This is a genomic window from Thermosynechococcus sp. M98_K2018_005 (assembly GCF_015295825.1).
GTDB lineage: Bacteria > Cyanobacteriota > Cyanobacteriia > Thermosynechococcales > Thermosynechococcaceae > Thermosynechococcus.
This window is the reverse complement of sequence record NZ_DVEH01000070.1, coordinates 13,050-34,084: the sequence shown is the minus strand read 5'-3', so window position 1 is coordinate 34,084 and position 21,035 is coordinate 13,050. Positions and strand designations below refer to the sequence as shown.

The window sequence follows — 21,035 nt, the reverse complement described above, 5'->3', positions numbered from 1 at the left end:
GAGTTTGTCCTTGTCCGTAACCATGATGGACGGTCTTCGTGAGCTACTGGCTAACCATGTCCTCTGGGTCGCTTTCGCCGCCAGCGCGATCGCCCAAATGCTCAAGTTACTGATTGACATTGCCAAACACCGCAAGCTCAATTTCCGCGTTCTGGTGGAAACGGGGGGGATGCCCAGTTCCCATTCTGCCCTCGTTACTGCTCTGGCGACTGGGGTGGGGCTGCAGCGGGGCTGGGACAGCATTGAGTTTGCGATCGCCATTGTCTTTGCCTGTATTGTCATGTACGATGCGGCCGGGGTGCGTCAAGCAGCCGGCAAACAAGCCCGCATTCTCAATCAAATTGTTGATGAATTTTTCCAAGATGGGCACGAATTGGCAGAAGCCCGCCTCAAGGAGTTATTGGGGCACACCCCCATTCAGGTTATTGTTGGTTCCGCCCTGGGGGTGGCGATCGCTTGGCTAGCGGTCTAAGGGTTTGCCCAGCGGTTATCGCTTTATCTCCCGACCATAGCGATCCTCAAAGCGGACAATATCATCCTCGCCAAGGTAGGATCCCGACTGCACCTCGATCATTTCAAGGGGAATTTTCCCCGGATTGGCCAAGCGATGCACAGCGCCCACAGGGATATAAGTAGACTCATTCTCGGTCAGCAGAAACGTCTTGCCATTGCAGGTAACCTCCGCTGTGCCACTGACGACAATCCAATGTTCCGCGCGGTGATGGTGTTGTTGGAGCGAAAGACTCGCCCCTGGCTTGACCGTAATCCGCTTCACTTGAAAGCGATGACCCGTGTCAATGGAGTCGTAGTGTCCCCAAGGGCGATAGACCACGCGATGATTGTAGGCCTCACTGCGCTTTTGGGCTTGCAGTTGCTCCACCACTTGTTTCACCTGTTGTGCCGCCTCCTGATGGGCAATGAGAACGGCATCGGCAGTTTCTACAACAATGAGGTTTTCCACCCCCAGTAGGGCAACCAAGCGGTTTTGACTATGGACAAAGCAATCCTTGCTGCCACAGATGAGGACATCGCCACGGCAACTGTTGCCAAATTCATCCTTGGGTGTCACCTCCCAGAGACTCGACCAAGACCCCACATCAGTCCAGCCGCACTCTAGGGGAACTACCGCTGCCTTTTGCGTCTTTTCCATCACCCCATAGTCCACCGATAGACTGGGACACTGACTCAAGGGTTCTTTGGCCAAGCGGATAAAGTCCAAATCCTCCTGCCCCTCCCGCAGTGCCAAGCGGCAGTGGTGCAAAATGTCTGGCTGCTGCTGTGCCAATTCTGCTAAGAAGCTCTGGGCGCGGAAGAGAAACATACCGCTATTCCAAAGGTAATGGCCATCCGCCAGATAGGCCTCTGCCGTTGCCAAATCGGGTTTTTCCACAAACTCTGCCACCCGATAGGTGTGGGCATCACTGAGAGCTTCCCCCCGCCGAATGTAGCCATAGCCTGTATGGGGGGAGGTGGGCGTAATGCCAAAGGTTACTAACCAGTCCTTGGCGGCGGGTGCAAGTGCCCGTTGTAGCCCCTGCTGAAAGGCGGCAACATCCTGAATCAAATGATCCGCTGGTAGCACCAAAAGAATGGCATCGGTGGCGAGGACTTCTGTGATGTAGAGCGCAGCAAGAGTAATGGCAGGAGCCGTATTGCGCCCCAAGGGTTCGAGCAAAATCCGCGTTGGCGTCACCCCTAGTTCTTGAAATTGTTCTGCTACAAGAAAGCGATGGGCTTCATTGGCCACCACCACTGGCAGCTGCACTTGGGGTAAACCCTGCAAGCGTTGCCACGTTTGTTGTAGCAGACTCTGCCCTTCGGCACTTAAGCGCATAAACTGCTTGGGATGGGCTTGGCGCGATAATGGCCAAAGGCGACTTCCGGCTCCCCCCGATAGAATCACTGGAATACAGTCCATGCAAGGTTTCCCTCAGGTAGTGTGATGCTTAAGCGCAGTGTATCGCTAAAGAACTTCGTTTTGGTTCAGACCCCTGTTCTTTTTGTTACTCCCTTTCTAAGGGCTACTCTTCTGGCAGTCCCCGATGAATTGCACTCAGGGACTGAGGTGGCGTTTTCCCTTGGTTAAGGTTTGGCAATTTGATTCATCAAGAGACTTAAAGCCCTTGGCGATTCTCCTTAGGATAGAATGTGGGCTGATCAGCGTTAGGGTTTCCTATGGCCATTAAAAAAGGAGATTTGGTAAAGGTCGTTGCTGAAAAATTGGCCAACAGTGTTGAGGCCTTGGCCAGCGATCATCGTTATCCCCCCTATCTTTTCGAGGGACGCGGTGAAGTGGTGGAGATTCGCGGTGACTATGCGCAGATTAAATTTCCAGTGCCCACCCCTACAGTTTGGCTGCGCCTCGATCAACTGGAGGTCGCTAAATAACCGCCATGAGTGTCTCCTGCTAGTCTGTGAGCCAGTGAAGAGCACCCGTGTTAGCAATTTTCAGCGTGTCTGGATATGATGGAGGCAATGCTGTTGCTTAACATTTGGTAATGTTAGTTCAACCTTCGCAACCTCAACGCTGGTTTCAGTGGCTCAAGGAGACGCTTCTTTTTGGGCAAGAACCCAGTGGCGAACTCTTAGCCATTTTGCTGGTGTATTTTGTCCAAGGGGTTTTGGGCTTAGCACGGCTGGCCATTAGCTTTTTCTTTAAGGATGAGTTGGGGCTGTCGCCGGCGGAAGTGGCGGCATTGATGGGTGTGGCTGCGCTGCCTTGGGTAATTAAGCCGGTGTTTGGCCTCATTTCTGATAGCCTGCCGCTTTTGGGATTTCGTCGCCGTTCCTATCTTGTCCTGTCGGGCTTCTTGGGCTGTGGGGCGTGGTTGAGCTTGGGGACGTGGGTGGCTGCCCCTTGGCAGGCAACGGCAGCGATTCTAGCAGCCTCGATCGCGATCGCCCTCAGTGATGTGATTGTCGATTCACTGGTGGTTGAACGGGCACGCCAAGAATCGGCGACTGAAATGGGAACGCTGCAATCCCTAAGCTGGGCAGCTACTGCCTTGGGGGGCATCCTCACCGCTTACTTTAGTGGCCAACTGTTGCAGTGGTTTAGTCCGCGTACAGTGTTTCAAATTACGGCGGTGTTTCCCCTCTTGGTGTCGGGGGTTGCGTGGGCGATCGCCGAAGCACGGGTTACGGCTCGGCCGCAACTGCGTCAGACTTGGGAGCACATCAACCGTGTGCGTCAAGCAATGATGCAAAAACGGATTTGGTTGCCGGTGGCTTTCCTCTTCCTCTGGCAGGCGACCCCCGGCTCGGAATCAGCCTTCTTTTTCTTCACAACGAATGAATTGGGCTTTGAAGCGGAGTTTTTGGGGCGGGTGCGCCTTGTCACTAGCATCGCCTCCCTCCTGGGGGTGTGGATTTTCCAGCGCTACTTGAAAACGCTGCCCATTCGTACCATTTTTTTCTGGAGCACGATTCTCTCAGCCCTTTTAGGACTCTCTAGCTTGATTTTGGTCACCCACCTGAATCGCCAATGGGGCATTAGTGACCAGTGGTTTAGCTTGGGGGATAGCCTCATTTTGGCAGTCATGGGGCAAATTGCCTTTATGCCGGTACTGGTATTAGCGGCGCGGCTGTGTCCACCGGGGATTGAAGCCACCCTCTTTGCGCTGCTGATGTCCATTAGCAACCTTGCCAATCTGGTCTCCCATGAGTTGGGGGCACTGCTGACCCACTGGCTGGGGATTACCGAGCATAACTTCGATCGCCTGTGGTTGCTGGTGCTCATTACCAACCTGAGTACGCTATTGCCCCTACCGCTGTTGAATTGGTTGCCGCAGCAGGTGCCGCTGCCCGCCTCTCAATCCCCTGTCACTGTTGAGTTGGAGCCAAGTGTCTCATGACTGGAGTTTTAGATCGCCCCTACACGATGGCGGATTGGCGGGGGGGGACAGAATCCCTCACCCAAGAGTATGACTATTGGATTGATGATGTTGAAGGTACGGTGCCCACGGATTTGGTGGGAACGCTCTACCGCAATGGCCCTGGACTGTTGGAGCGCGGAGGAGTGCCCTTAGCCCATCCCTTTGATGGCGACGGCATGATCTGTGCCTTTCGCTTTGAGAATGGGCGGGTGCATTTTCGCAATCGCTACGTGCGTACCGCTGGATTTTTGGAGGAGGAAAAGGCCAATCGCCTTCTCTATCGCGGTGTCTTTGGCACCCAAAAACCGGGTGGGTGGCTGGCCAATTTCCTAGATACCCGGGTCAAAAACATTGCCAATACCCATGTGATCTATTGGGGGGGCAAATTACTGGCGCTCTGGGAAGCGAGTCTGCCCCACCGCCTTGACCCTGTGACTCTAGAAACCATTGGCCTTGATAACCTAGAAGGTCTCCTCAAGGAAAGTGATGCCTTTGCAGCGCATCCCCGCTTTGATCCCCGGATGCAGCGGCTAGTGAATTTTGGTGTCAAGCCTGGCCTCAGCACCCGCATTACGCTCTATGAATTTGATGCCAGTGGTCAGTGTGTCTCGCAACCCGTATTTCAGATTCCAGGGTTTGCCTTTATCCATGACTTTGCCCTTACCCCCAACTACGCCATTGTTTTTCAGAATCCGGTGCAGTTAAATCCCCTGCCCTATCTGCTCGGACTGCGGGGCGCCGCCCAGTGCATTCAATTCAATGCGCAGGAACCGACACGGGTTTGGCTGCTGCCTCGTCGGGGTGGGACTCCCCAGATGTTGACGATGCCCGCCTGTTTTGTCTTTCACCATGCCAATGCCTACGAAGCTGGGGATGAAATTCATGTGGAGTCCATTGCCTACAGCCACTTTCCCAATTTAGAACCGGGCACGGATTTTCGGGAGGTGAATTTTGCGGCGCTGCCCTCAAGCCTGCTGTGGCGGATTCAATTGAACCCCAAAACTAAGGCTGTGGATTGGCAAGTGGTGAGCGATCGCCCCTGTGAATTTCCCGTGGTGCATCCGGCCAAGGTGGGGCAACCCTATCGCTACACCTATTTGGCGGCGGGGCATGATCCGAAAACCAATGCGCCTTTACAGGCACTGTGGCGGTGCGATCGCCAGACGGGTGAGGAACAATTTTGGTCGGCGGCGCCGCGTGGCTTTGCCAGTGAACCCATTTTTGTCCCTCGGGGTCTGCAAAGGGGTGACTTTCTCTGGCAGGGTGCCCAAGGGGAAGAGGATGGCTGGCTCTTGCAGGTGGTGTATGATGCCAGTTGCCACAAGTCGCAGTTACTCATCTTTGATGCGGCAGCCATTGGCGCTGGACCAGTGGCACGATTGCGCCTGAAACACCACATTCCCTACGGTCTCCACGGTTCCTTTACCACAGCGGTCTAGGCAATGGGCATCGAAATTGAGCGCAAGTTCCTTGTCAGGGGCGAGGAATGGCGATCGCTAGCCACGAGTGTGTCCCAATTTGCCCAAGGCTACCTGTCCACGGTTCCTGAGCGCACGGTGCGCGTGCGTCTTGCGGGTGACAAGGCATGGATCACAATCAAGGGCAAAGCCAGCGGTGGTCAGCGTCGTGAGTATGAGTATACTATCCCCGTTGCTGATGCAAGGGAACTCCTCGCGGAATTGTGCCTACAACCGATCATCAAGAAAAACCGCTATCGTATCCCAGCGGGTGATCTGTGTTGGGAAGTGGATGAATTTACTGGAGCCTGTGCGGGCCTGATTTTGGCAGAAATTGAATTGCCCCGTGCTGACTATCCCCTGACTCTACCCCCTTGGATCGGCCTTGAAGTGACTGACGACCCCCGCTATACTAATGCCTACTTAGCGGAGCACCCCTATCAAAAGTGGGTAACCGGCAATTCCTGAGATTCGATAGGATACAAAAATATCGCCACAGCTTTGCTATGCTTGCTCGGATTCGCCAAGTTACCCAAACCCTCACCCCCCGTCTCATTGAAATTCGTCGCCATCTGCACCGCTACCCCGAATTGAGTGGCCAAGAACATCAAACCGCTGCCTATGTGGCGGGGGTGCTTTCCTCGGCAGGCTTAACCGTGCAGCAGGATGTGGGGAAAGTGGGGGTGATTGCTGAACTGGAGGGGAATCCCAAGAAAAAGGGGCTCTTGGCCATTCGTACCGATATGGATGCCCTGCCAATCCAGGAGCGGACCGGACTGGAGTTTAGCTCAAAACATAGCGGGGTGATGCACGCCTGCGGTCACGATGTGCACACCACAGTGGGTCTGGGCACGGCAATGGTGTTGGCGGCTCTCAAGGAGGAGTTCCCTGGCCGCGTGCGGTTTATTTTTCAGCCTGCGGAAGAAATTGCCCAAGGGGCGAGTTGGATGATTGCCGATGGCGCGATGAAAGAGGTGAGTGCCATTTTGTCGCTCCATGTGTTTCCAACCATTCCCGCGGGGGAAGTAGCGGTGCGCTATGGTGCGTTGACGGCGGCTGCCGATGACATTGAGTTAACGATTTTGGGAGAATCGGGTCATGGTGCCCGCCCCCATGAAGCGGTGGATGCGATTTGGATTGCCGCTCAAGTGATCAGTGCTTTGCAACAGGCCATTAGCCGCACTCAGAATCCCCTGCGCCCCGTGGTGGTCACCTTTGGCAAAATTCAAGGGGGACGGGCTGCCAATGTGATTGCCGATCAGGTGACGCTTCAGGGAACGGTGCGATCGCTCCATCCGGAAACCCGTGCCACACTCCCGACGTGGATTGAGCAAATTGTTGCCAATGTCTGCCATGCCTACGGTGCCCGTTACAAACTCCACTATCGGCGGGGCGTACCGGGGGTAGAAAATACACCCTATCTATCGCAACTGCTGGCGGAGGCGGCGACTGATGTGGTGGGTGCCCCCCATGTGCATATTTTGCCCGAACCGTCCCTTGGGGCAGAGGATTTTGCCCTTTACCTAGAGCACGCCCCCGGTGCCATGTTCCGCCTTGGCGTGGGCTTTCGCGATCGCCCCAACTATCCCCTGCATCACCCGGAGTTTGATGTCGATGAACAGGCCATTCCCGTGGGTGTGATGACCCTTGCCCATGCGGCCTGTCGCTATTGGCAGATTCCCTACTAATGATGATTGGCGTGGTAGAGCATCCCAAGGGCGATCGCGCTGACGACAACCTTCGGTAACCAACTGGCCACGATGGGTGAGACTGCTCCCCCCTCGCCAAAGGCGGTGAAAATAAAGGCACCAACGTAATAGCCAAAAATAATCGCCACACTGAGACCAAAGGCACGCCCCTGTTCTTGGCGAGGAGAACTGATGCCCAAAACGGCACCGACAACGGCAAAACTCAGGCACAAAAAGGGAAGGGAGAGCTTTTCCTGTAACTGCACCCGCCACTGCCGCAGACGTTTGGCATCGCCACTTTCCGCCAAAACTTGCAAGTACTGATAGATTTCGCGACTGGTCATAAACTCTGGTGCTCGCGTTTCCCTTGCTAAATCAAGGGGGGTACGGGGGTAGGCAAACGTTCGTTCTGAGAAGGTCTCGGCCACGTCATAGTCACGATCGCGCGTTAGGTAGTGGTAGGTGCCCTGCCGAAACAGCCACGTCGAACCTTGCCACTGGGCTTCCTGCGCCGTAATGATCTCCCGCAATTGTCCCTGCTCAAAGTTCAACACCGTCACTTGACCCATGACCTCGCCATCAAAACGATGGGCAAAAAAGAGTTGCTGAAGCTGCCCGCCAGCAAAACGACGGTAGAAGATATTGCGGGTCTGAAAGCTGGGCTGGGGGCGTTGAATCGCCACTTCCAAGGTCTTGATGGCGCGGTAGGCCATGGGGGGAGCCACCAGTTCATTGAGGGCAAAGGTGAAGAGCAAGGCACAGAACCCCGCTAAGAGCGCCGGTCGCACCAGACGCAGCGGACTCACCCCACAGCTTTTGCAAGCAATCAGTTCACTGCGGCGGGAGAGCTGACTATAGGCAAGGAGCGAACCAAAGAGCATCGCCATGGGAATGCCCAAGACCGCAAAGGTGGGCAAACGCAGAAAAAAAACTTGAATGGCACTGAGGATGCCAAGGTTGTGCTCCACCATATTGCGAATCAGGTAGAACACCGTACCAATAACGGCAGCGATCGCCGTAAAAATACCAAAACCAAAGACAAAGGGGCGAATCATCTCCCGCAGGATATAGCGATCCAACAGGGAGAATCGCGGCTGCCAAGGCATCTTCTCAAGGGATCGGGCGATCGCCAGCATCTTTTATAGTCCCAAGCAGGGTTTCGCCAACTTCCAATAACGAAAGAATCGCCTTAAATCGGCATTGGCAGGTAACGTGACAAAGGGTTCTGGCTCTAGGATCTCCACTGGATAGGCCAATTGCTGACAAATGGCGCGAAAGCGAGGACTAGGACTGGCCATTGTCACCACGCGATCGCCCCCGTGTACCTCAACAAAGGCATTCACCAAGGGGGCTACCTCACCACGGTACATTTCCACGGGGAGATCCAGCAGGCACTCATAGAGAAAGACCAGCCGCTTCAGACGAATTTGCCACTCCTTAAGTAACGCTACATCCCAGACAAAAATAGCCGGCGCGTTAGGGTAGCGGTCAAAGATTGGCGCCTTGGGGTCGAGACAATCCCCATGAACCCAAACAATTGGCTGCCCCATTAGCGTTGCATGGCCTCTTTTTTCAACTGTTTGCTGTCCCGCTGCGCTGCTGCTGCTAAGTCAGCATCCAAGAGGGTTTGACCCGTGGCGGCTAAATAGACATCATCTAGACTAGGTCGTGACTGCGCCAAGCTAAAGAGGGGGAGTCCTGCTTGCTCTAGCGCCGTTTTAATGGCTGCGATCGCCACGGTGGCATCTGTAACCACCAGATTCAAGGAGTTACCTTGGTTGGCATTAATCAGCGCCGATTTCACGCAGTCCAATTGACTGAGAAGGGCCTGTGCCATTTGTGCCTCTTGACGCGGTGTAAATTCCCGCACCCGCAACGTGACGCGATCGCCACCAAGATTGGCCTTGAGTTCCTCTGGCGAACCACTGGCAATCACCCGCCCCTGATCGAGAATCACCAAGCGATCGCTGAGGAGATCCACTTCCTCAAGGTAGTGGCTGGTCAAGATAATCGTCAGTCCCTGAGCCTTCAGATCCCGCAGCACCTCCCAAATTACTTGGCGACTTTCAATGTCGAGGCCTACGGTGGGTTCATCCAAGACAAGAACTTGGGGTTGATGCAGTAGTCCCGCCGCGAGATCAAAGCGTTTGCGAATGCCACCAGAGTAGGTACCACACTGGCGATCGCGCCATTCCAATAAATCCAACCGTGCCAGCACTGCTTCAATGCGCTCTGGAATCAGGGCACGGGGAATGTGGTACAGCGCCGCCTGCAATTCCAGAAATTCCTGACCCGTGAGGATTTTATCAAGCGCCACCTCTTGAGCCACATAGCCTAATTTTTGGCGCACTAAATGGGGTTGGTGGAGTACCGAAAGACCACAGACTTCCAACACCCCCGCCTCCGGTCGCGAGAGGGTACACAGACAGCGCAGCGTTGTCGTTTTCCCTGAGCCATTCGGTCCCAGCACCCCAAAAATTTCCCCTTGATAGGCGCTAAAGGAGACATCGGCCACCGCTGTAATGGCACCGTAGGATTTCTTGAGATGTTCGACCTTTACCGTGGCTGTCATGGTCCTTAACTCTGTGTGCAATTCCCTTAACATTTTGACAGATATTTCTCCTTGCTTGGGTGTGCGTGCTAAAACAGCAACTAGAGCCTATTGGGTGAGTTTCCCGTGGCCACTGCCGAAACTGCGCCGATTGCCGAAGTCATGCACCTCACGGGCGATCGCCTGCGATTGCGGATTCAAGAACTAAAAACAGATGCCGCCTTTCGGGATTCCCTGAGTGCCTATCTGAAAACCCTCCAAGGGATTAAATCGGTTCAGGTTAACCCCCTTGCCGCCTCAATGACCATTGAGTATCACCTCGAGCAAATCACGCCCCTACAACTGCTGGCTGCGATTCAATTTTGGGGGGATGTCCAGATCATTGGCCAAGGCAATAAGGGCTTGCAAAACCTCACCCGCGCCTTTGATCTCGAACCCGAAGAGGTGGGCAACAAACTCACCTCCATGGGCGGATTTCTCATGGGCGGCTACGTGGGCGATATTCTTGGTGGCATGCTGGGGGGAACAGCGGGTGGCCTGTTTATGGGGCCTGCGGGTGCGGTCATGGGGGTGCAAGTGGGCACCTTTGTTGGCGGTGTCATCGGTGCGCGATTGGGGATGGAAGCCACTGAGCAAATCACTCAACTGCACTTTACTGCCCTTGAGGAAACTCCGGAACGGGTTGCGAAAGCCCTAGAGATTCGCAGCGGTGACCAAATTGGCGGGGCTGCCGGTGAAATTGCTGGCGGCCTAGCGGGACAAGTGCTCTTGGGGCCTGTGGGGGAAACCGTCGGGCGGGTGGTGGGCAATATGGTTGGTTCGCAACTGGGGGAAGATCTCGGGCGACAGTTGGCGGAGCCATCCCCTGAGGAACCTCCTCCCCCATCTCTGAATCTTTTTCTGGAGTGGTGGGTGAAAACCAGTCAGACCTTTACCAAGGAAACGCTGTTGGCCACCCTCGGTGGCATGATGGCACGGGCATTTCTGGGTCCTCAAGCCGAAGCTGAGGGCATCCGAGCCGGTACCCGCATTAGTCGTCATCTCGATATGCAACAGTCCAACACCGCAGCAAAAGAGAAAAAAGTATAATCCTAAGGTAATGGCCTATGGAGATGTCCAGCGCGACAGGAGCGAACCAATGCTCGATACCATCTTACTCCTCATTATCGTTGTGATGGGAATTGCCGTTGGCTTCAACAGCATTGACCTACTCCCAGAAACGGTTCTTGCTCAAGTGGCCAATGTGCGGGGGTTGCAGTGGGTCATGGCTGGCTTTGGCGCCATCGTTGGCATTGCCCTTGGCTTGTTGTTGCAGTCGCTTTACCATCGTCTTGAGCGTAGTATCCGCCAATTGCCCCCAGAAACGCTCTTGTCGCGAGCGGTGGGTCTTGTGGTGGGGTTGCTCTTGGCCAACTTGATGCTGGCACCGATCTTTCTGTTGCCCATTCCCAAAGATTTTTCGTTTATTAAACCCCTGATTGCTGTTCTCACCAGCATTGTCTTTGCCTATTCAGGAACCACCTTGGCCGATAGTCACGGACCTGCCCTGCTGCGGTTAATTAACCCCAATGCCGTTGCCAGTAGCCTCTTGGCCGAGGGAATGCTCAAACCTGCCCGTGCAAAGGTGCTGGATACCAGTTGCATCATTGATGGCCGCATTGAGGCACTGTTGAATCTTGGGGTACTCGAAGGGCAAATCATTGTGCCCCAGTTTGTGCTTCAGGAGCTGCAACTGATTGCCGATGCGGGGAATGAGCAAAAACGGATTCGCGGTCGGCGGGGGCTCGATGTTCTCAATCGTCTCCAAGCCACTTTGGGCGATCGCATTGTCATTCACTCGGCAGACTATCCAGAGTTAACAACGGTGGATGCTAAACTGGTACGGCTGTGCCAAGAAATCAACGGCACCCTTGTCACCAATGATTTGAACCTGAACAAAGTTGCCCGCTTCCAAAAAGTAGATGTCTTTAACGTCAACGAGGTAGCGCAAGCTCTCCGTCCCATTTATCTCCCCGGCGATACGCTGGAGTTGAAAATTCTCAAGGAAGGGAAAGAACCGGCGCAAGGGGTGGGCTACCTAGAGGATGGTACGATGGTGGTTGTCGAAGAGGGGGTGGATCACATTGGCGATCAGTTGTCGGTGGTTGTGACCAGTGCCCTGCAAACCTCGGCAGGCCGCATGATTTTTGCCCGCCTGCAAATGCCAACGATGGCCTAAATTCCCTCCCCCAGGGGATCTAGCTGATGACCCATGAGCCACCCAAGCCCACTTCACCCCCGCAACTGGTTTCACCGTGGGTTTGGGGTCTTTTTGTTTTCAGCCTCCTATTCCTCTTTGGTGTGCTGTTGGCGACGGTGTGGCGACCGACGCTCTTTCCCATTGATCTGGTGAATCCGGATCAGCTACGGCCACTACCCGATTTCTTGCAACTGCCGGCGGATGACCTAAGTCTATGGTGGCCCGTGGTTCTGGCGGGGATGGTGGCGATCGCCCTCAATTTTATTCCCAGCAACAATGTCAGCCGATTGATAATTCGCTTCATTGTGATTCTTTTCGGCTGCCGCTATCTGGTGTGGCGGGGCTGGGTGACCCTCAATGATGCCCACTGGTTGAGCTTTACTGCCAGCATTGGCTTCTATGGTCTTGAGGTGCTCTACTTTTTCACCTATTTGCTTTACTTCTATCAGACGGCATGGCTGACGACCGCATGGCGATCGCGACAGGCAAATTACTATCAGCAGGCAGTTCTCAGTGGTGAATACTGCCCCAGTGTGGATATTTTCATTCCCACCTACAATGAACCCCCCTATATTTTGCGGCGGACGATTGTCGCCTGTCAGGCGATCAACTACAGGAATAAAAGTATCTATGTCCTTGACGATGGCCGGCGATCAGAAATTGCGGATCTCTGTGAGCATCTGGGGGTTAACTATCTCACCCGTCCCACCAATGAGCACCGCAAAGCAGGCAACCTCAACCATGCCCTGAAATACACCACTGGTGAACTGATTGCCGTTTTTGATGCCGACTTTATTCCCTTTCAGAACTTCCTCACCCGCACCGTGGGCTTCTTTCAAGATGATCACGTATCCATGGTGCAAACCCCCCAGCACTTCTTTAACCCTGACTACCACTCCCAAAACCTTGGCATTGAGTTTATGATGCCCGGCGATATGGCGTACTTTTTTGGCTTTATTCAGCCGGGGCGGGACTTTGGCAACGCCATTATTTGCTGCGGTACCTCCTATGTGGTGCGCCGCCGTGACCTAGAAGCCGTGGGTGGATACTACACTCGCTGTGTGGTCGAGGATTTCCAAACGGGAACCAGAATGCAGATCGCTGGCTATCGCCTCGTTTACCTAAATGAAATCCTCAGCATGGGGGAGTCTCCTCGGAACTTCCAAGATCATCTGGAGCAACGGCTGCGCTGGCTACAGGGGAATATGCAAATCTATTTCTGTGGTGATGATCTCCCCATTTGGTCAAAACTGTCGTGGTTTCAGCGCAGTTGCCACCTCTCGCTGCTATTGCACAACATTAATCCCTTTATCCGCACGTGCTTTCTCGTCGGTCCTTTTTTGAGCCTGATGACCGGCATTTCCCTGACGGTGGCCACCTTTGGTGAGTATCTCTTTTATGCGCTGCCCTATACATTGCTGACGATCGCCACCTTTAGCTGGGCGACAGAAGGGCGGTATTTTTCTGTCTGGGGTGAAGTCTATGAGGTGACCTTTGCCTTTCCGGGGATGGTGCAACTGATTAAAATCCTCCGCAATCCCTTCGGCAAAATTGGCAGCATTGTGACTAACAAGGGCACCCTCTCCAATCGGAAGCGGTTGAATTTGCGCTATACATGGCCGCTGGCGGCGTTTGTGATTGCGGTGGGGGTAGGAGTCTTTATCCGCTATGGGGGCTACTGGCTCCATATCTGGCCACCGATGGAGTATGAACGGGCGGGGTTAGAGGTGATGTTGGCTTGGACGCTTTACAACACCTTTATTGCCTTGATTGCCGTTTTGTCCTCCATTGACCAGCCCACCCGCCGTCAGAGCGATCGCTTTCCCGTTTGCACCGTGTGTCGTTTCCAACTGGGGAATCACACCTACTGGGGCTATACCCGCGATGTGTCGGAGACAGGCGCCGCCCTATTATTGACCGCAGGGCGTTTTATCGAAGCCCAAAGAGATACCGTCGGCACCCTGACCTTTTTGGAACAGGACTTTAGCGTGACCGCAGTTGTGGTTCGTACCCGTCCCGAACAGGAGCAGTGCTGTGTTTACCTACAGTTTTTAGAGGTGAGTGATGAAGCCCAGCAACGTCTCATACAGCTCCTCTACGGCAGTCTCACCTGGTGGCACAAACCAAAAGCCCCTAATGGTATAGATGCCTTTTTGCTAATGTTGATGCGTCTATTTGACTTTCGATCGCTCTTTAGCCTTTACAGGAATAACAGCAATAACTGACCAATAGACTCACAGCTCAAAAATTTGCCCTAGGGGACAATAGCAATAGGGGAGATGTCAACGTATCCTCTCGATAAAGAGTGAGAGCAAGTTTGAGCAGTCCCGCTTCACGGCGAAAGACTTCCACAGTTTGGCGCCGCCAATCGGCAATCCAATATTCCAGTACACCCTGAGTAGAGTAGAGTTTAAGCTTAAGCGGGCGATCGCGCCGTTCATGTTCTGCGCCCGAAGACAAAACCTCAATCCCAACGTCTGGTGCCCCCCGGACGTGACCCGCCTCATCAATCAAGGTCCTATATTTTTCCATACTCAGCCAGACGACATCTGGAATCACATCATTGCTGTCACTAAAAATGACACCGACTCCTCTGCAGGCGCGACCGAGACCCGTTGCTTGTGACCATGCCTGAAGTTGGCTGTAAAAGTTTCCACAAATGGTTTGATGTTGCCAGTGGGGGGCACGGGTCACCAATAACTCTCCATCAATAATTTCGTAGCAATTGCCATTGTCCAGTAGTAGCGCCAGATCCGCACTGGTCCAGAGATTTTTAGGAAAGGTTGCAGACATGAGGACTATCCTCTAGTCATTTTTAGAGGAGATCAAAATAGCCCACCGTCAATTAGCGCGGCAATATCATCCCGAGGTCACTACAACCAAGCTGCCAAGAGGGTGACCACGCTCAAGCCCGTGAGGGCAAGCCAGATGAAGGCATTCGGTAAAGGAGTAGCAGGGGGCGGTGGTTCTTGGGGTTTTGGGGTGGCAGCCGATGGCTTTTTCGGGGAACGGCTGTAGGGGGACGTGTAGGCGCGATCGCCCACATGGGATAGATCGGGAATTTCGCTGTACCATTCCGGACGGCGTTTTAGTTGGGGAGCCTCCAAAATCGTCAGCAAGCGACGACTTTCCTGCCGCGTGTGATGATCTGGGTGTCGTTGGAGTTGACGGCAGAGGCTTACGGCTGCCCCTTGATCGCCAGCGGCACTATAGGCCGTGACTAACCAGAGGCTAATTTCCCCGGAGCGCACGGCATTTCCCTCTGCCAGCGCCGCCGCCTGTCCTAAAAGGGCAATCGATTGTTGGTAGTTTCCCCGCTCAAAGGCCTGTTGCCCTTGCTGAAAGAGGGCAGCCACCGCATCCGTCATGGCTTAAAAGAGAAAGTACCGTTGGGCAAGGGGCAAGACAGTGGCCGGTTCACAGGTGAGCAATTCGCCATCTGCCCGCACCTCATAGGTTTCGGGATCCACCTCAATGTGGGGTAAGTAGTCATTGAGCTTGAGATCTGCTTTGCGCAGTTGGCGGATGTGACGCACCGGTAACACCGTTTTTTGCAACCCCAATTGCGCCGGAATATTGTTGGCAATGCCCGCTTGGGACATAAAGGTGACGGATGTGGCAGTTCGGCAGCCCCCATAGCTGGCAAACATGGGTTGCATGTGTACAGGTTGCGGTGTGGGAATACTGGCATTGGCGTCTCCCATTTGAGCGTAGGCAATCATTCCTCCCTTGATCACCAGTTCCGGCTTGACGCCAAAGAAGGCGGGCTTCCAGAGGCAGAGATCAGCGATTTTGCCCACCTCCACGGATCCCACATACTCAGCAATGCCGTGGGTAATGGCAGGATTAATCGTGTACTTGGCCACATAGCGGCGGGCGCGAAAGTTGTCGTGATCCACTGCCGGCTGCTGGGGATCGCTAAGATGTCCCCGCTGCACTTTCATTTTGTGGGCAGTTTGCCACGTGCGAATAATGCTCTCCCCCACCCGTCCCATGGCTTGCGAGTCCGAGGAGATAATACTAAATGCCCCGAGGTCGTGGAGAATATCTTCAGCGGCAATGGTTTCTCTGCGAATCCGCGACTCGGCAAAGGCCACATCTTCGGGAATACTGGGGTCGAGGTGGTGGCACACCATCAACATATCCAAGTGCTCATCGAGGGTATTGACGGTGTAGGGGCGAGTGGGATTGGTGGAAGAGGGCAACACATTGGCTTGACCACAGACCTTGATGATGTCTGGGGCGTGTCCGCCGCCGGCGCCCTCGGTGTGGTAGGCATGAATGGTGCGGTTTTTGAAGGCAGCAATGGTATCCTCGACAAATCCCGATTCATTGAGGGTATCGGTGTGGATGGCCACCTGAATGTCGTACTCTTCGGCCACACTCAAACAGGTGTCAATGGCAGCAGGGGTGGTGCCCCAGTCCTCGTGGAGTTTGAGACCGACAACCCCGGCTTGCACTTGCTCAATCAGTCCTTGGGGTTGGCTGCTATTGCCCTTGCCCAAAAAGCCTAAATTCACTGGAAAGGCATCGGCAGCCTGAAGCATGCGGTAGATGTTCCAAGGTCCCGGCGTACAGGTGGTGGCATTGGTCCCCGTGGCAGGCCCCGTTCCGCCGCCAATCATGGTTGTAATGCCCGAGGCAATGGCAGTGGCAATCTGCTGTGGACAGATAAAGTGAATGTGGGCGTCAATCCCACCAGCGGTGAGGATCATCCCTTCGCCAGCGATCGCCTCTGTGCCGGGGCCAATGATAATATCTACCCCCTCTTGGGTGTAGGGGTTTCCCGCTTTGCCAATTTTGTAGATTTTGCCCTCTTTGATGCCGACGTCGGCCTTGACCACGCCCCACCAGTCGAGAATCACGGCATTGGTGATCACCACATCCACAGCACCGTCAGCATTGGCAATCGGGGACTGTCCCATGCCGTCGCGGATCACTTTGCCGCCGCCAAACTTGACCTCATCACCGTAGTGGGTGTAGTCGCGCTCAATTTCGATGATTAGGTCAGTATCTGCCAGTCGCAGGCGATCGCCCACTGTGGGGCCATAGGTTTCTGCATAGGTTTGGCGATCAATTCGGTAGCTCATCGGGCTTTAAAGAGGTCAGGTGGGAGAGCAGCTTGGCACTCTCAGTCTAGAATTTAGTCCAATTCTTCGACAACAACGAGTCCCTTTTTAATCAAGGCTTGCAGGTCAGCGTTGTGGGTTTTGCAGTTGCGCCAGCGCCGCTCATCGACATTTTCATTGCGACCGGGCTGAAGGGTCACAGGCCCAAAGAAACTCTCAAAGGTCATGGGCTGTTCGAGGTAGCTAATCACAGTCAGCATGCCAGCAGACGTTCGACAAACTCACTATTTTCAGGATAAGGCTAGAGTGGATCTGATGCCGAGTTGAGTTAAGTATGGTTCGCACGCGGTTGAGTCTCGTTGGGATGGCGATCACCCTTGTGGCACTGACGGGCTGTCCATTGCGTTTGCCCGATCGCAGCTCCCCTAGCCCCCATACGGGAGTGTCTTTGCCTCCCCTTGCTCCCACGGAGCGACCCAATACAGGCGAGAATTTCATTGCCAAGGTGGTTGCTGAGGCAGGGCCAGCGGTGGTGAGCATAGATACCCTACGACTGCGCCGCAGTAAAGAGGATAGTTTTCTCAATCCTTTTCCGATACCAGATGTGCCGGTACGCCAAGGTCAAGGCTCTGGGTTTATATTTACCCCCGATGGCAAGATTATGACCAATGCCCATGTGGTGGAAGGAGCGGGTGCTGTGCGAGTCACGCTTCCCGATGGTCGCCAGTATGACGGCAAGGTGGTGGGTGCTGATCCCCTGACGGATGTGGCGGTAGTGCAGATTCAGGCTGAGAATTTACCGACGGTACAACTGGGCAATTCCGATAGCCTTGTCCCCGGTGAGTGGGCGATCGCCATCGGTAACCCTTTGGGGCTAAGTAACACCGTAACCGCCGGCATTATTAGTGCAACGGGGCGGGCCAGTAATGAAATTGGTGCTGCCGATAAGCGGGTGAGCTTCATTCAAACAGATGCAGCGATTAATCCCGGGAACTCTGGGGGCCCCCTCCTGAATGCTGCTGGTCAAGTGGTGGGCGTCAATACCGCCGTGATTTCCCAAGCACAGGGACTTGGCTTTGCCATTCCCATTAATACGGCCTATCGCATTGCTGAGCAGATTATTACTACGGGTCGCGCCCAGCACCTCTATTTGGGGATTCGCATGGTGCGATTGACGCCGGAAGTGGCTGCCCAAATCCGTCAAGCTCAGCCCAACTGGACACTGAATCAAACCCAAGGGACACTGATCGTTGGCATTGCCCCCAATTCCCCGGCGGCTAAAGCCGGTCTGCAAGCAGGAGATTGGATTGCCAAAATTAACGATGTCCATCAACCCAGCCCCCAACAGGTACAAAGCGTTGTCGAGCAAACAAAGTTGGGGGAGAAAGTGACTTTGGAGATTCAACGGGGCGATCGCCAGCAAACCGTGAGCCTGCAACCGGAACCAATGCCACCAGAATTCTATCCCTCCTCCCAGCCAGAATAGGTTCGAGGCTCCGGCAGCACTGCTTCCCCCGTGAACCAACGGCCACAATACCTGAGGCGTCCGTTAAAAATGCGGCAAACCCGATAAACCTCACTGCAGGGCGGTTGGTTGAGGAATGTCGGCACCCCTTGAGCTTGTTCCAGCCCGATGACAAGAGCCGCAGGGAGCTGAGCAACCATAAAAAATCCCCAATTATGGGATGAGTACCACCTTACCCTGCACCAAGCGTTGGCTGAGATAGCGATGGGCATCCGCCGCTGCACCGAGGGGAAAGGTTTTATCGACAACAACCTGTAGTTCGCCGCGATCCACAAGGGTGGCAACCTGCTCAAGGATTTTGCCCTGATGGGCAAGGGCATCACTCAACCCCAGGAGTTGGGGCGTCAGCATTAGTGTGAGTTGGATCAAGAGGTTGCGTTGGCGGGCAATTTTCCACGGCGTATCGGCTGCGGGTTCCAAGAGGGTGGCGAGGGTGCCATAGGGACGCACCGCTGTGAAGGTTTCACTAAAGGTTGTGCCGCCCACGGTGTCAAGAGCAAAATCAACCCCTTTGCCCCCTGTCCAGTCCAAGACTGCCTGCAGCCAATCACTGGTGGTGTAGTTAATGGCAAGGGTGGCTCCGAGACTTTCAGCAAAACGGGCTTTGGCTGCGGAACTAATCGTCGTGGCAACAGTGGCCCCCGATCGCCGGGCTAACTGAATAGCGAGATGCCCCGCCCGCCCCGGCATGAATGAGAACGGTTTTTGCGGTGGACAGGACATTCAAAGGTGGCACTGCACCGCGATCGCCCAAGGCTTCCCAAGCGGTAATCACGGCCAAGGGCAAAGCAGCCGCTTGAATAAATGAGAGGGACTTGGGTTTGTGGGCAACGACCATTTCCGGGACAACGGTATATTCGGCATAACAGCCGCCGCGATCGCCTAAGCCCCCATAGCAAAAATAAACTTCATCCCCTACCCGAAACCGCTGCACTGCTGCACCCACAGCCACGACCACCCCTGCCCCATCACAGCCGAGAATTGCTGGCTGGCGATCGGGAAAAAACGTGCCCCGCTGTCGCAACTTGGTATCAATGGGGTTGACGCTGGCCGCCCGCACTTGAATTTTCACCTCATTGGCCGCTTGTAGCTCTGGCTCGGGCACCTCCCGCAGCACCAAAACATCGGGGTCACCAAATTCTGTGATGGCGATTGCTTTCATGGCGTCTTTCACCCTCTCCTGAATCTTCCCTGCCCAAAACAGCAGAATCCCTATACTAATCTAGTAAGATGTCAACTCTCTGGCGATGTCCTTTGCACCATGAGTTTGCTCCACGTTACTGAGGTCTATGCTGGCTATATTCCCGAAGTGGATATTTTACGGGGCGTCAATTTTCGTCTCGAAGCAGGGGAGCTCGTAGCGGTCATTGGCCCCAATGGAGCAGGAAAATCAACCTTGGCAAAAACAATCGCCGGTTTGTTGACGCCGCGCTTGGGCACAATCACCCTTGCAGGGGAAGATATTACCTACTTGCGCCCCAACGAAATTGTCAAAAAAGGAATCGGTTACGTTCCTCAGATTGCCAATGTCTTTCGCTCCTTGACCATTGAGGAAAATCTCGAGATGGGTGCCTTTACGAAAAGCGGCAACCTCAAGGCTCTCAAAGAACGGGTCTATGACACCTTTCCCCGTTTGGCTGAGCGGCGACAGCAACGGGCAGGGACACTTTCGGGCGGAGAACGGCAAATGCTGGCCATGGGACGTGCCATGATGCTAGACCCGCAAATTATGGTCTTGGATGAACCCTCCGCTGCTCTCTCCCCAGCCCTCGTCAATGATGTCTTTGCCAAAATCAAGGAAATCAATGCCCAAGGCACCGCTATTGTTTTGGTGGAGCAAAATGCGCGGAAAGCCCTTGCCATGAGCGATCGCGGGTATGTCTTGGAAATGGGCAAAGATCGCTATGAGGGATTGGGCAGTGAATTACTCAATGACCCCAAAGTGGGGGAACTCTACCTTGGAATTGCGCGGGCAGAGCCTTAGGGCGCAGGGCTAAAAATTGCCGTTTCGAGAGCAATCAGGCTTTTTTCCAGATCATCATTGACAATTTGAACATCAAATTCTGGGGCAGCAGCAATTTCGGTTTTCGCTTGAGCTAAACGGCGGGCGATCGCCGCCTCACTATCTTGGCCACGGCTGCGCAGGCGGTATTCAAGTTCCGCTAAAGATGGCGGCAGAATAAAAATGTGACGCGCTTGGGGATAAGATTGGCGAACTTGGCGTGCCCCTTGCAGTTCAATTTCAAGGATGACGGTTTTTCCTTGGGCAATGAGTTGGAGCAACGGATCGCGTGGGGTGCCGTAGTAGTGGCCGGCAAACTCTGCCCATTCCAAGAGTTGCCCAGCAGCAATCATTCCCTTAAACTCTTCCGCAGAGACAAAATAGTAATCCACCCCTTCAACCTCCGTGGGGCGCGGCGGGCGGGTCGTGGCCGAAACTGAAAGTGCTAGTTCCGGATGTCGCTGTCGCAGTTGCCGTAGGAGTGTCCCTTTGCCGACACCACTAGGGCCAGTAATCACAATCAGTTGTCCGGGTTGGGGCGTCGCACTGGTCATAACTGCATGGGTGGGAAACTTTTTGATCCTACTGTGTTTGCTCGGAGTTTTATCATTAAGGCAGCGTGGTTGAGG

The 21,035-nt window shown here is 54.4% G+C and carries 21 protein-coding genes and 1 pseudogene; 11 read left to right on the top strand and 11 right to left on the bottom strand.

Annotated elements, in window-relative coordinates; genetic code table 11:
• The first annotated feature begins 25 nt into the window (after positions 1-25).
• The gene (locus tag IGQ15_RS09445) at positions 26-472 is read left to right on the top strand and encodes a divergent PAP2 family protein (RefSeq protein WP_363315836.1); all 447 of its coding nucleotides are present in this window, start codon (positions 26-28) and stop codon (positions 470-472) included.
• 15 nt (positions 473-487) lie between these two features.
• Here IGQ15_RS09445 and IGQ15_RS09440 read toward each other — a convergent pair whose 3' ends face one another.
• Positions 488-1,918 carry a mannose-1-phosphate guanylyltransferase/mannose-6-phosphate isomerase gene (locus tag IGQ15_RS09440; RefSeq protein WP_297051149.1) on the bottom strand — a complete coding sequence of 477 codons (1,431 nt, stop codon included), beginning with the start codon at positions 1,916-1,918 and terminating at the stop codon, positions 488-490.
• Between the two features lie 257 nt (positions 1,919-2,175).
• On the opposite strand from IGQ15_RS09440, the gene ndhO reads away from it, so the two are divergent.
• From ndhO to IGQ15_RS09415, 5 genes are all read left to right on the top strand, one after another.
• Positions 2,176-2,388, top strand: a complete 213-nt coding sequence (gene ndhO, locus IGQ15_RS09435; RefSeq protein ID WP_181494778.1) for a photosynthetic/respiratory NAD(P)H-quinone oxidoreductase subunit O — start codon at positions 2,176-2,178, stop codon at positions 2,386-2,388.
• 110 nt (positions 2,389-2,498) lie between these two features.
• Entirely contained in the window at positions 2,499-3,854 is a 1,356-nt protein-coding gene (locus IGQ15_RS09430; RefSeq protein ID WP_297051147.1) for a folate/biopterin family MFS transporter, read from the top strand.
• The gene (locus IGQ15_RS09425) at positions 3,851-5,314 is read left to right on the top strand and encodes a carotenoid oxygenase family protein (RefSeq protein WP_297051146.1); all 1,464 of its coding nucleotides are present in this window, start codon (positions 3,851-3,853) and stop codon (positions 5,312-5,314) included. The genes IGQ15_RS09430 and IGQ15_RS09425 overlap by 4 nt, the downstream gene beginning before the upstream one ends.
• 3 nt (positions 5,315-5,317) lie before the next feature.
• The gene (locus IGQ15_RS09420) at positions 5,318-5,800 is read left to right on the top strand and encodes a CYTH domain-containing protein (protein ID WP_297051144.1); all 483 of its coding nucleotides are present in this window, start codon (positions 5,318-5,320) and stop codon (positions 5,798-5,800) included.
• A gap of 38 nt (positions 5,801-5,838) precedes the next feature.
• The gene (locus tag IGQ15_RS09415; RefSeq protein WP_297051142.1) at positions 5,839-7,020 is read left to right on the top strand and encodes a M20 family metallopeptidase; all 1,182 of its coding nucleotides are present in this window, start codon (positions 5,839-5,841) and stop codon (positions 7,018-7,020) included.
• Here the strand turns inward: IGQ15_RS09415 and IGQ15_RS09410 are convergent.
• Genes IGQ15_RS09410 through IGQ15_RS09400 form a run of 3 tightly spaced genes read right to left on the bottom strand, consistent with a single transcriptional unit; the run spans position 7,017 to position 9,592 of the window.
• Entirely contained in the window at positions 7,017-8,156 is a 1,140-nt protein-coding gene (locus IGQ15_RS09410) for an LptF/LptG family permease (RefSeq protein WP_297051140.1), read from the bottom strand. The genes IGQ15_RS09415 and IGQ15_RS09410 overlap by 4 nt on opposite strands.
• A gap of 3 nt (positions 8,157-8,159) precedes the next feature.
• Entirely contained in the window at positions 8,160-8,570 is a 411-nt protein-coding gene (locus IGQ15_RS09405) for a hypothetical protein (protein WP_297051138.1), read from the bottom strand.
• Positions 8,570-9,592, bottom strand: coding sequence for an ATP-binding cassette domain-containing protein (locus tag IGQ15_RS09400; protein WP_297051136.1), 1,023 nt, complete (start codon positions 9,590-9,592; stop codon positions 8,570-8,572). Before IGQ15_RS09400 ends, IGQ15_RS09405 begins: the two co-directional genes overlap by 1 nt.
• Before the next feature lie 105 nt (positions 9,593-9,697).
• Between IGQ15_RS09400 and IGQ15_RS09395 the strand changes: the two genes are divergently transcribed.
• Genes IGQ15_RS09395 through IGQ15_RS09385 form a run of 3 tightly spaced genes read left to right on the top strand, consistent with a single transcriptional unit; the run spans position 9,698 to position 14,035 of the window.
• Positions 9,698-10,660, top strand: coding sequence for an HMA2 domain-containing protein (locus IGQ15_RS09395; protein ID WP_297051134.1), 963 nt, complete (start codon positions 9,698-9,700; stop codon positions 10,658-10,660).
• Between the two features lie 49 nt (positions 10,661-10,709).
• On the top strand, positions 10,710-11,789 hold the full coding sequence (locus IGQ15_RS09390; protein ID WP_297051132.1) for a PIN/TRAM domain-containing protein: 1,080 nt from the start codon (positions 10,710-10,712) through the stop codon (positions 11,787-11,789).
• Between the two features lie 26 nt (positions 11,790-11,815).
• Positions 11,816-14,035, top strand: a complete 2,220-nt coding sequence (locus IGQ15_RS09385; RefSeq protein WP_297051130.1) for a glycosyltransferase — start codon at positions 11,816-11,818, stop codon at positions 14,033-14,035.
• A gap of 16 nt (positions 14,036-14,051) precedes the next feature.
• Here the strand turns inward: IGQ15_RS09385 and IGQ15_RS09380 are convergent, their stop codons facing one another.
• The 4 genes from IGQ15_RS09380 to IGQ15_RS09365 form a co-directional block, all read right to left on the bottom strand.
• A complete protein-coding gene (locus tag IGQ15_RS09380) occupies positions 14,052-14,603 on the bottom strand; it encodes a Uma2 family endonuclease (RefSeq protein ID WP_297051128.1) in 552 nt (183 codons plus the stop codon).
• Positions 14,604-14,683: 80 nt separating this feature from the next.
• Positions 14,684-15,178 (bottom strand): hypothetical protein, encoded by a 495-nt coding sequence (locus IGQ15_RS09375; RefSeq protein WP_297051127.1) that lies wholly within the window; start codon positions 15,176-15,178, stop codon positions 14,684-14,686.
• Between the two features lie 3 nt (positions 15,179-15,181).
• A complete protein-coding gene (gene ureC / locus IGQ15_RS09370; protein WP_297051125.1) occupies positions 15,182-16,900 on the bottom strand; it encodes an urease subunit alpha in 1,719 nt (572 codons plus the stop codon).
• 53 nt (positions 16,901-16,953) lie between these two features.
• Positions 16,954-17,139 (bottom strand): hypothetical protein, encoded by a 186-nt coding sequence (locus tag IGQ15_RS09365; protein ID WP_297051123.1) that lies wholly within the window; start codon positions 17,137-17,139, stop codon positions 16,954-16,956.
• A gap of 74 nt (positions 17,140-17,213) precedes the next feature.
• On the opposite strand from IGQ15_RS09365, the gene IGQ15_RS09360 reads away from it, so the two are divergent.
• Complete coding sequence (locus IGQ15_RS09360) at positions 17,214-18,365, top strand: trypsin-like peptidase domain-containing protein (RefSeq protein WP_297051122.1); 1,152 nt, start codon at positions 17,214-17,216, stop codon at positions 18,363-18,365.
• Here IGQ15_RS09360 and IGQ15_RS09355 read toward each other — a convergent pair.
• Complete coding sequence (locus tag IGQ15_RS09355; protein WP_297051120.1) at positions 18,341-18,544, bottom strand: hypothetical protein; 204 nt, start codon at positions 18,542-18,544, stop codon at positions 18,341-18,343. The genes IGQ15_RS09360 and IGQ15_RS09355 overlap by 25 nt on opposite strands.
• A 13-nt stretch (positions 18,545-18,557) precedes the next feature.
• Positions 18,558-19,566, bottom strand: a pseudogene (locus tag IGQ15_RS09350) (zinc-dependent alcohol dehydrogenase family protein).
• Between the two features lie 99 nt (positions 19,567-19,665).
• Between IGQ15_RS09350 and IGQ15_RS09345 the strand changes: the two are divergent.
• Positions 19,666-20,388 carry an ABC transporter ATP-binding protein gene (locus IGQ15_RS09345; protein ID WP_297051118.1) on the top strand — a complete coding sequence of 241 codons (723 nt, stop codon included), beginning with the start codon at positions 19,666-19,668 and terminating at the stop codon, positions 20,386-20,388.
• Here IGQ15_RS09345 and gmk read toward each other — a convergent pair.
• The gene (gmk, locus tag IGQ15_RS09340) at positions 20,385-20,960 is read right to left on the bottom strand and encodes a guanylate kinase (RefSeq protein ID WP_297051116.1); all 576 of its coding nucleotides are present in this window, start codon (positions 20,958-20,960) and stop codon (positions 20,385-20,387) included. The two genes, IGQ15_RS09345 and gmk, sit on opposite strands and share 4 nt — an antisense overlap.
• Between the last annotated feature and the right edge of the window lie 75 nt (positions 20,961-21,035).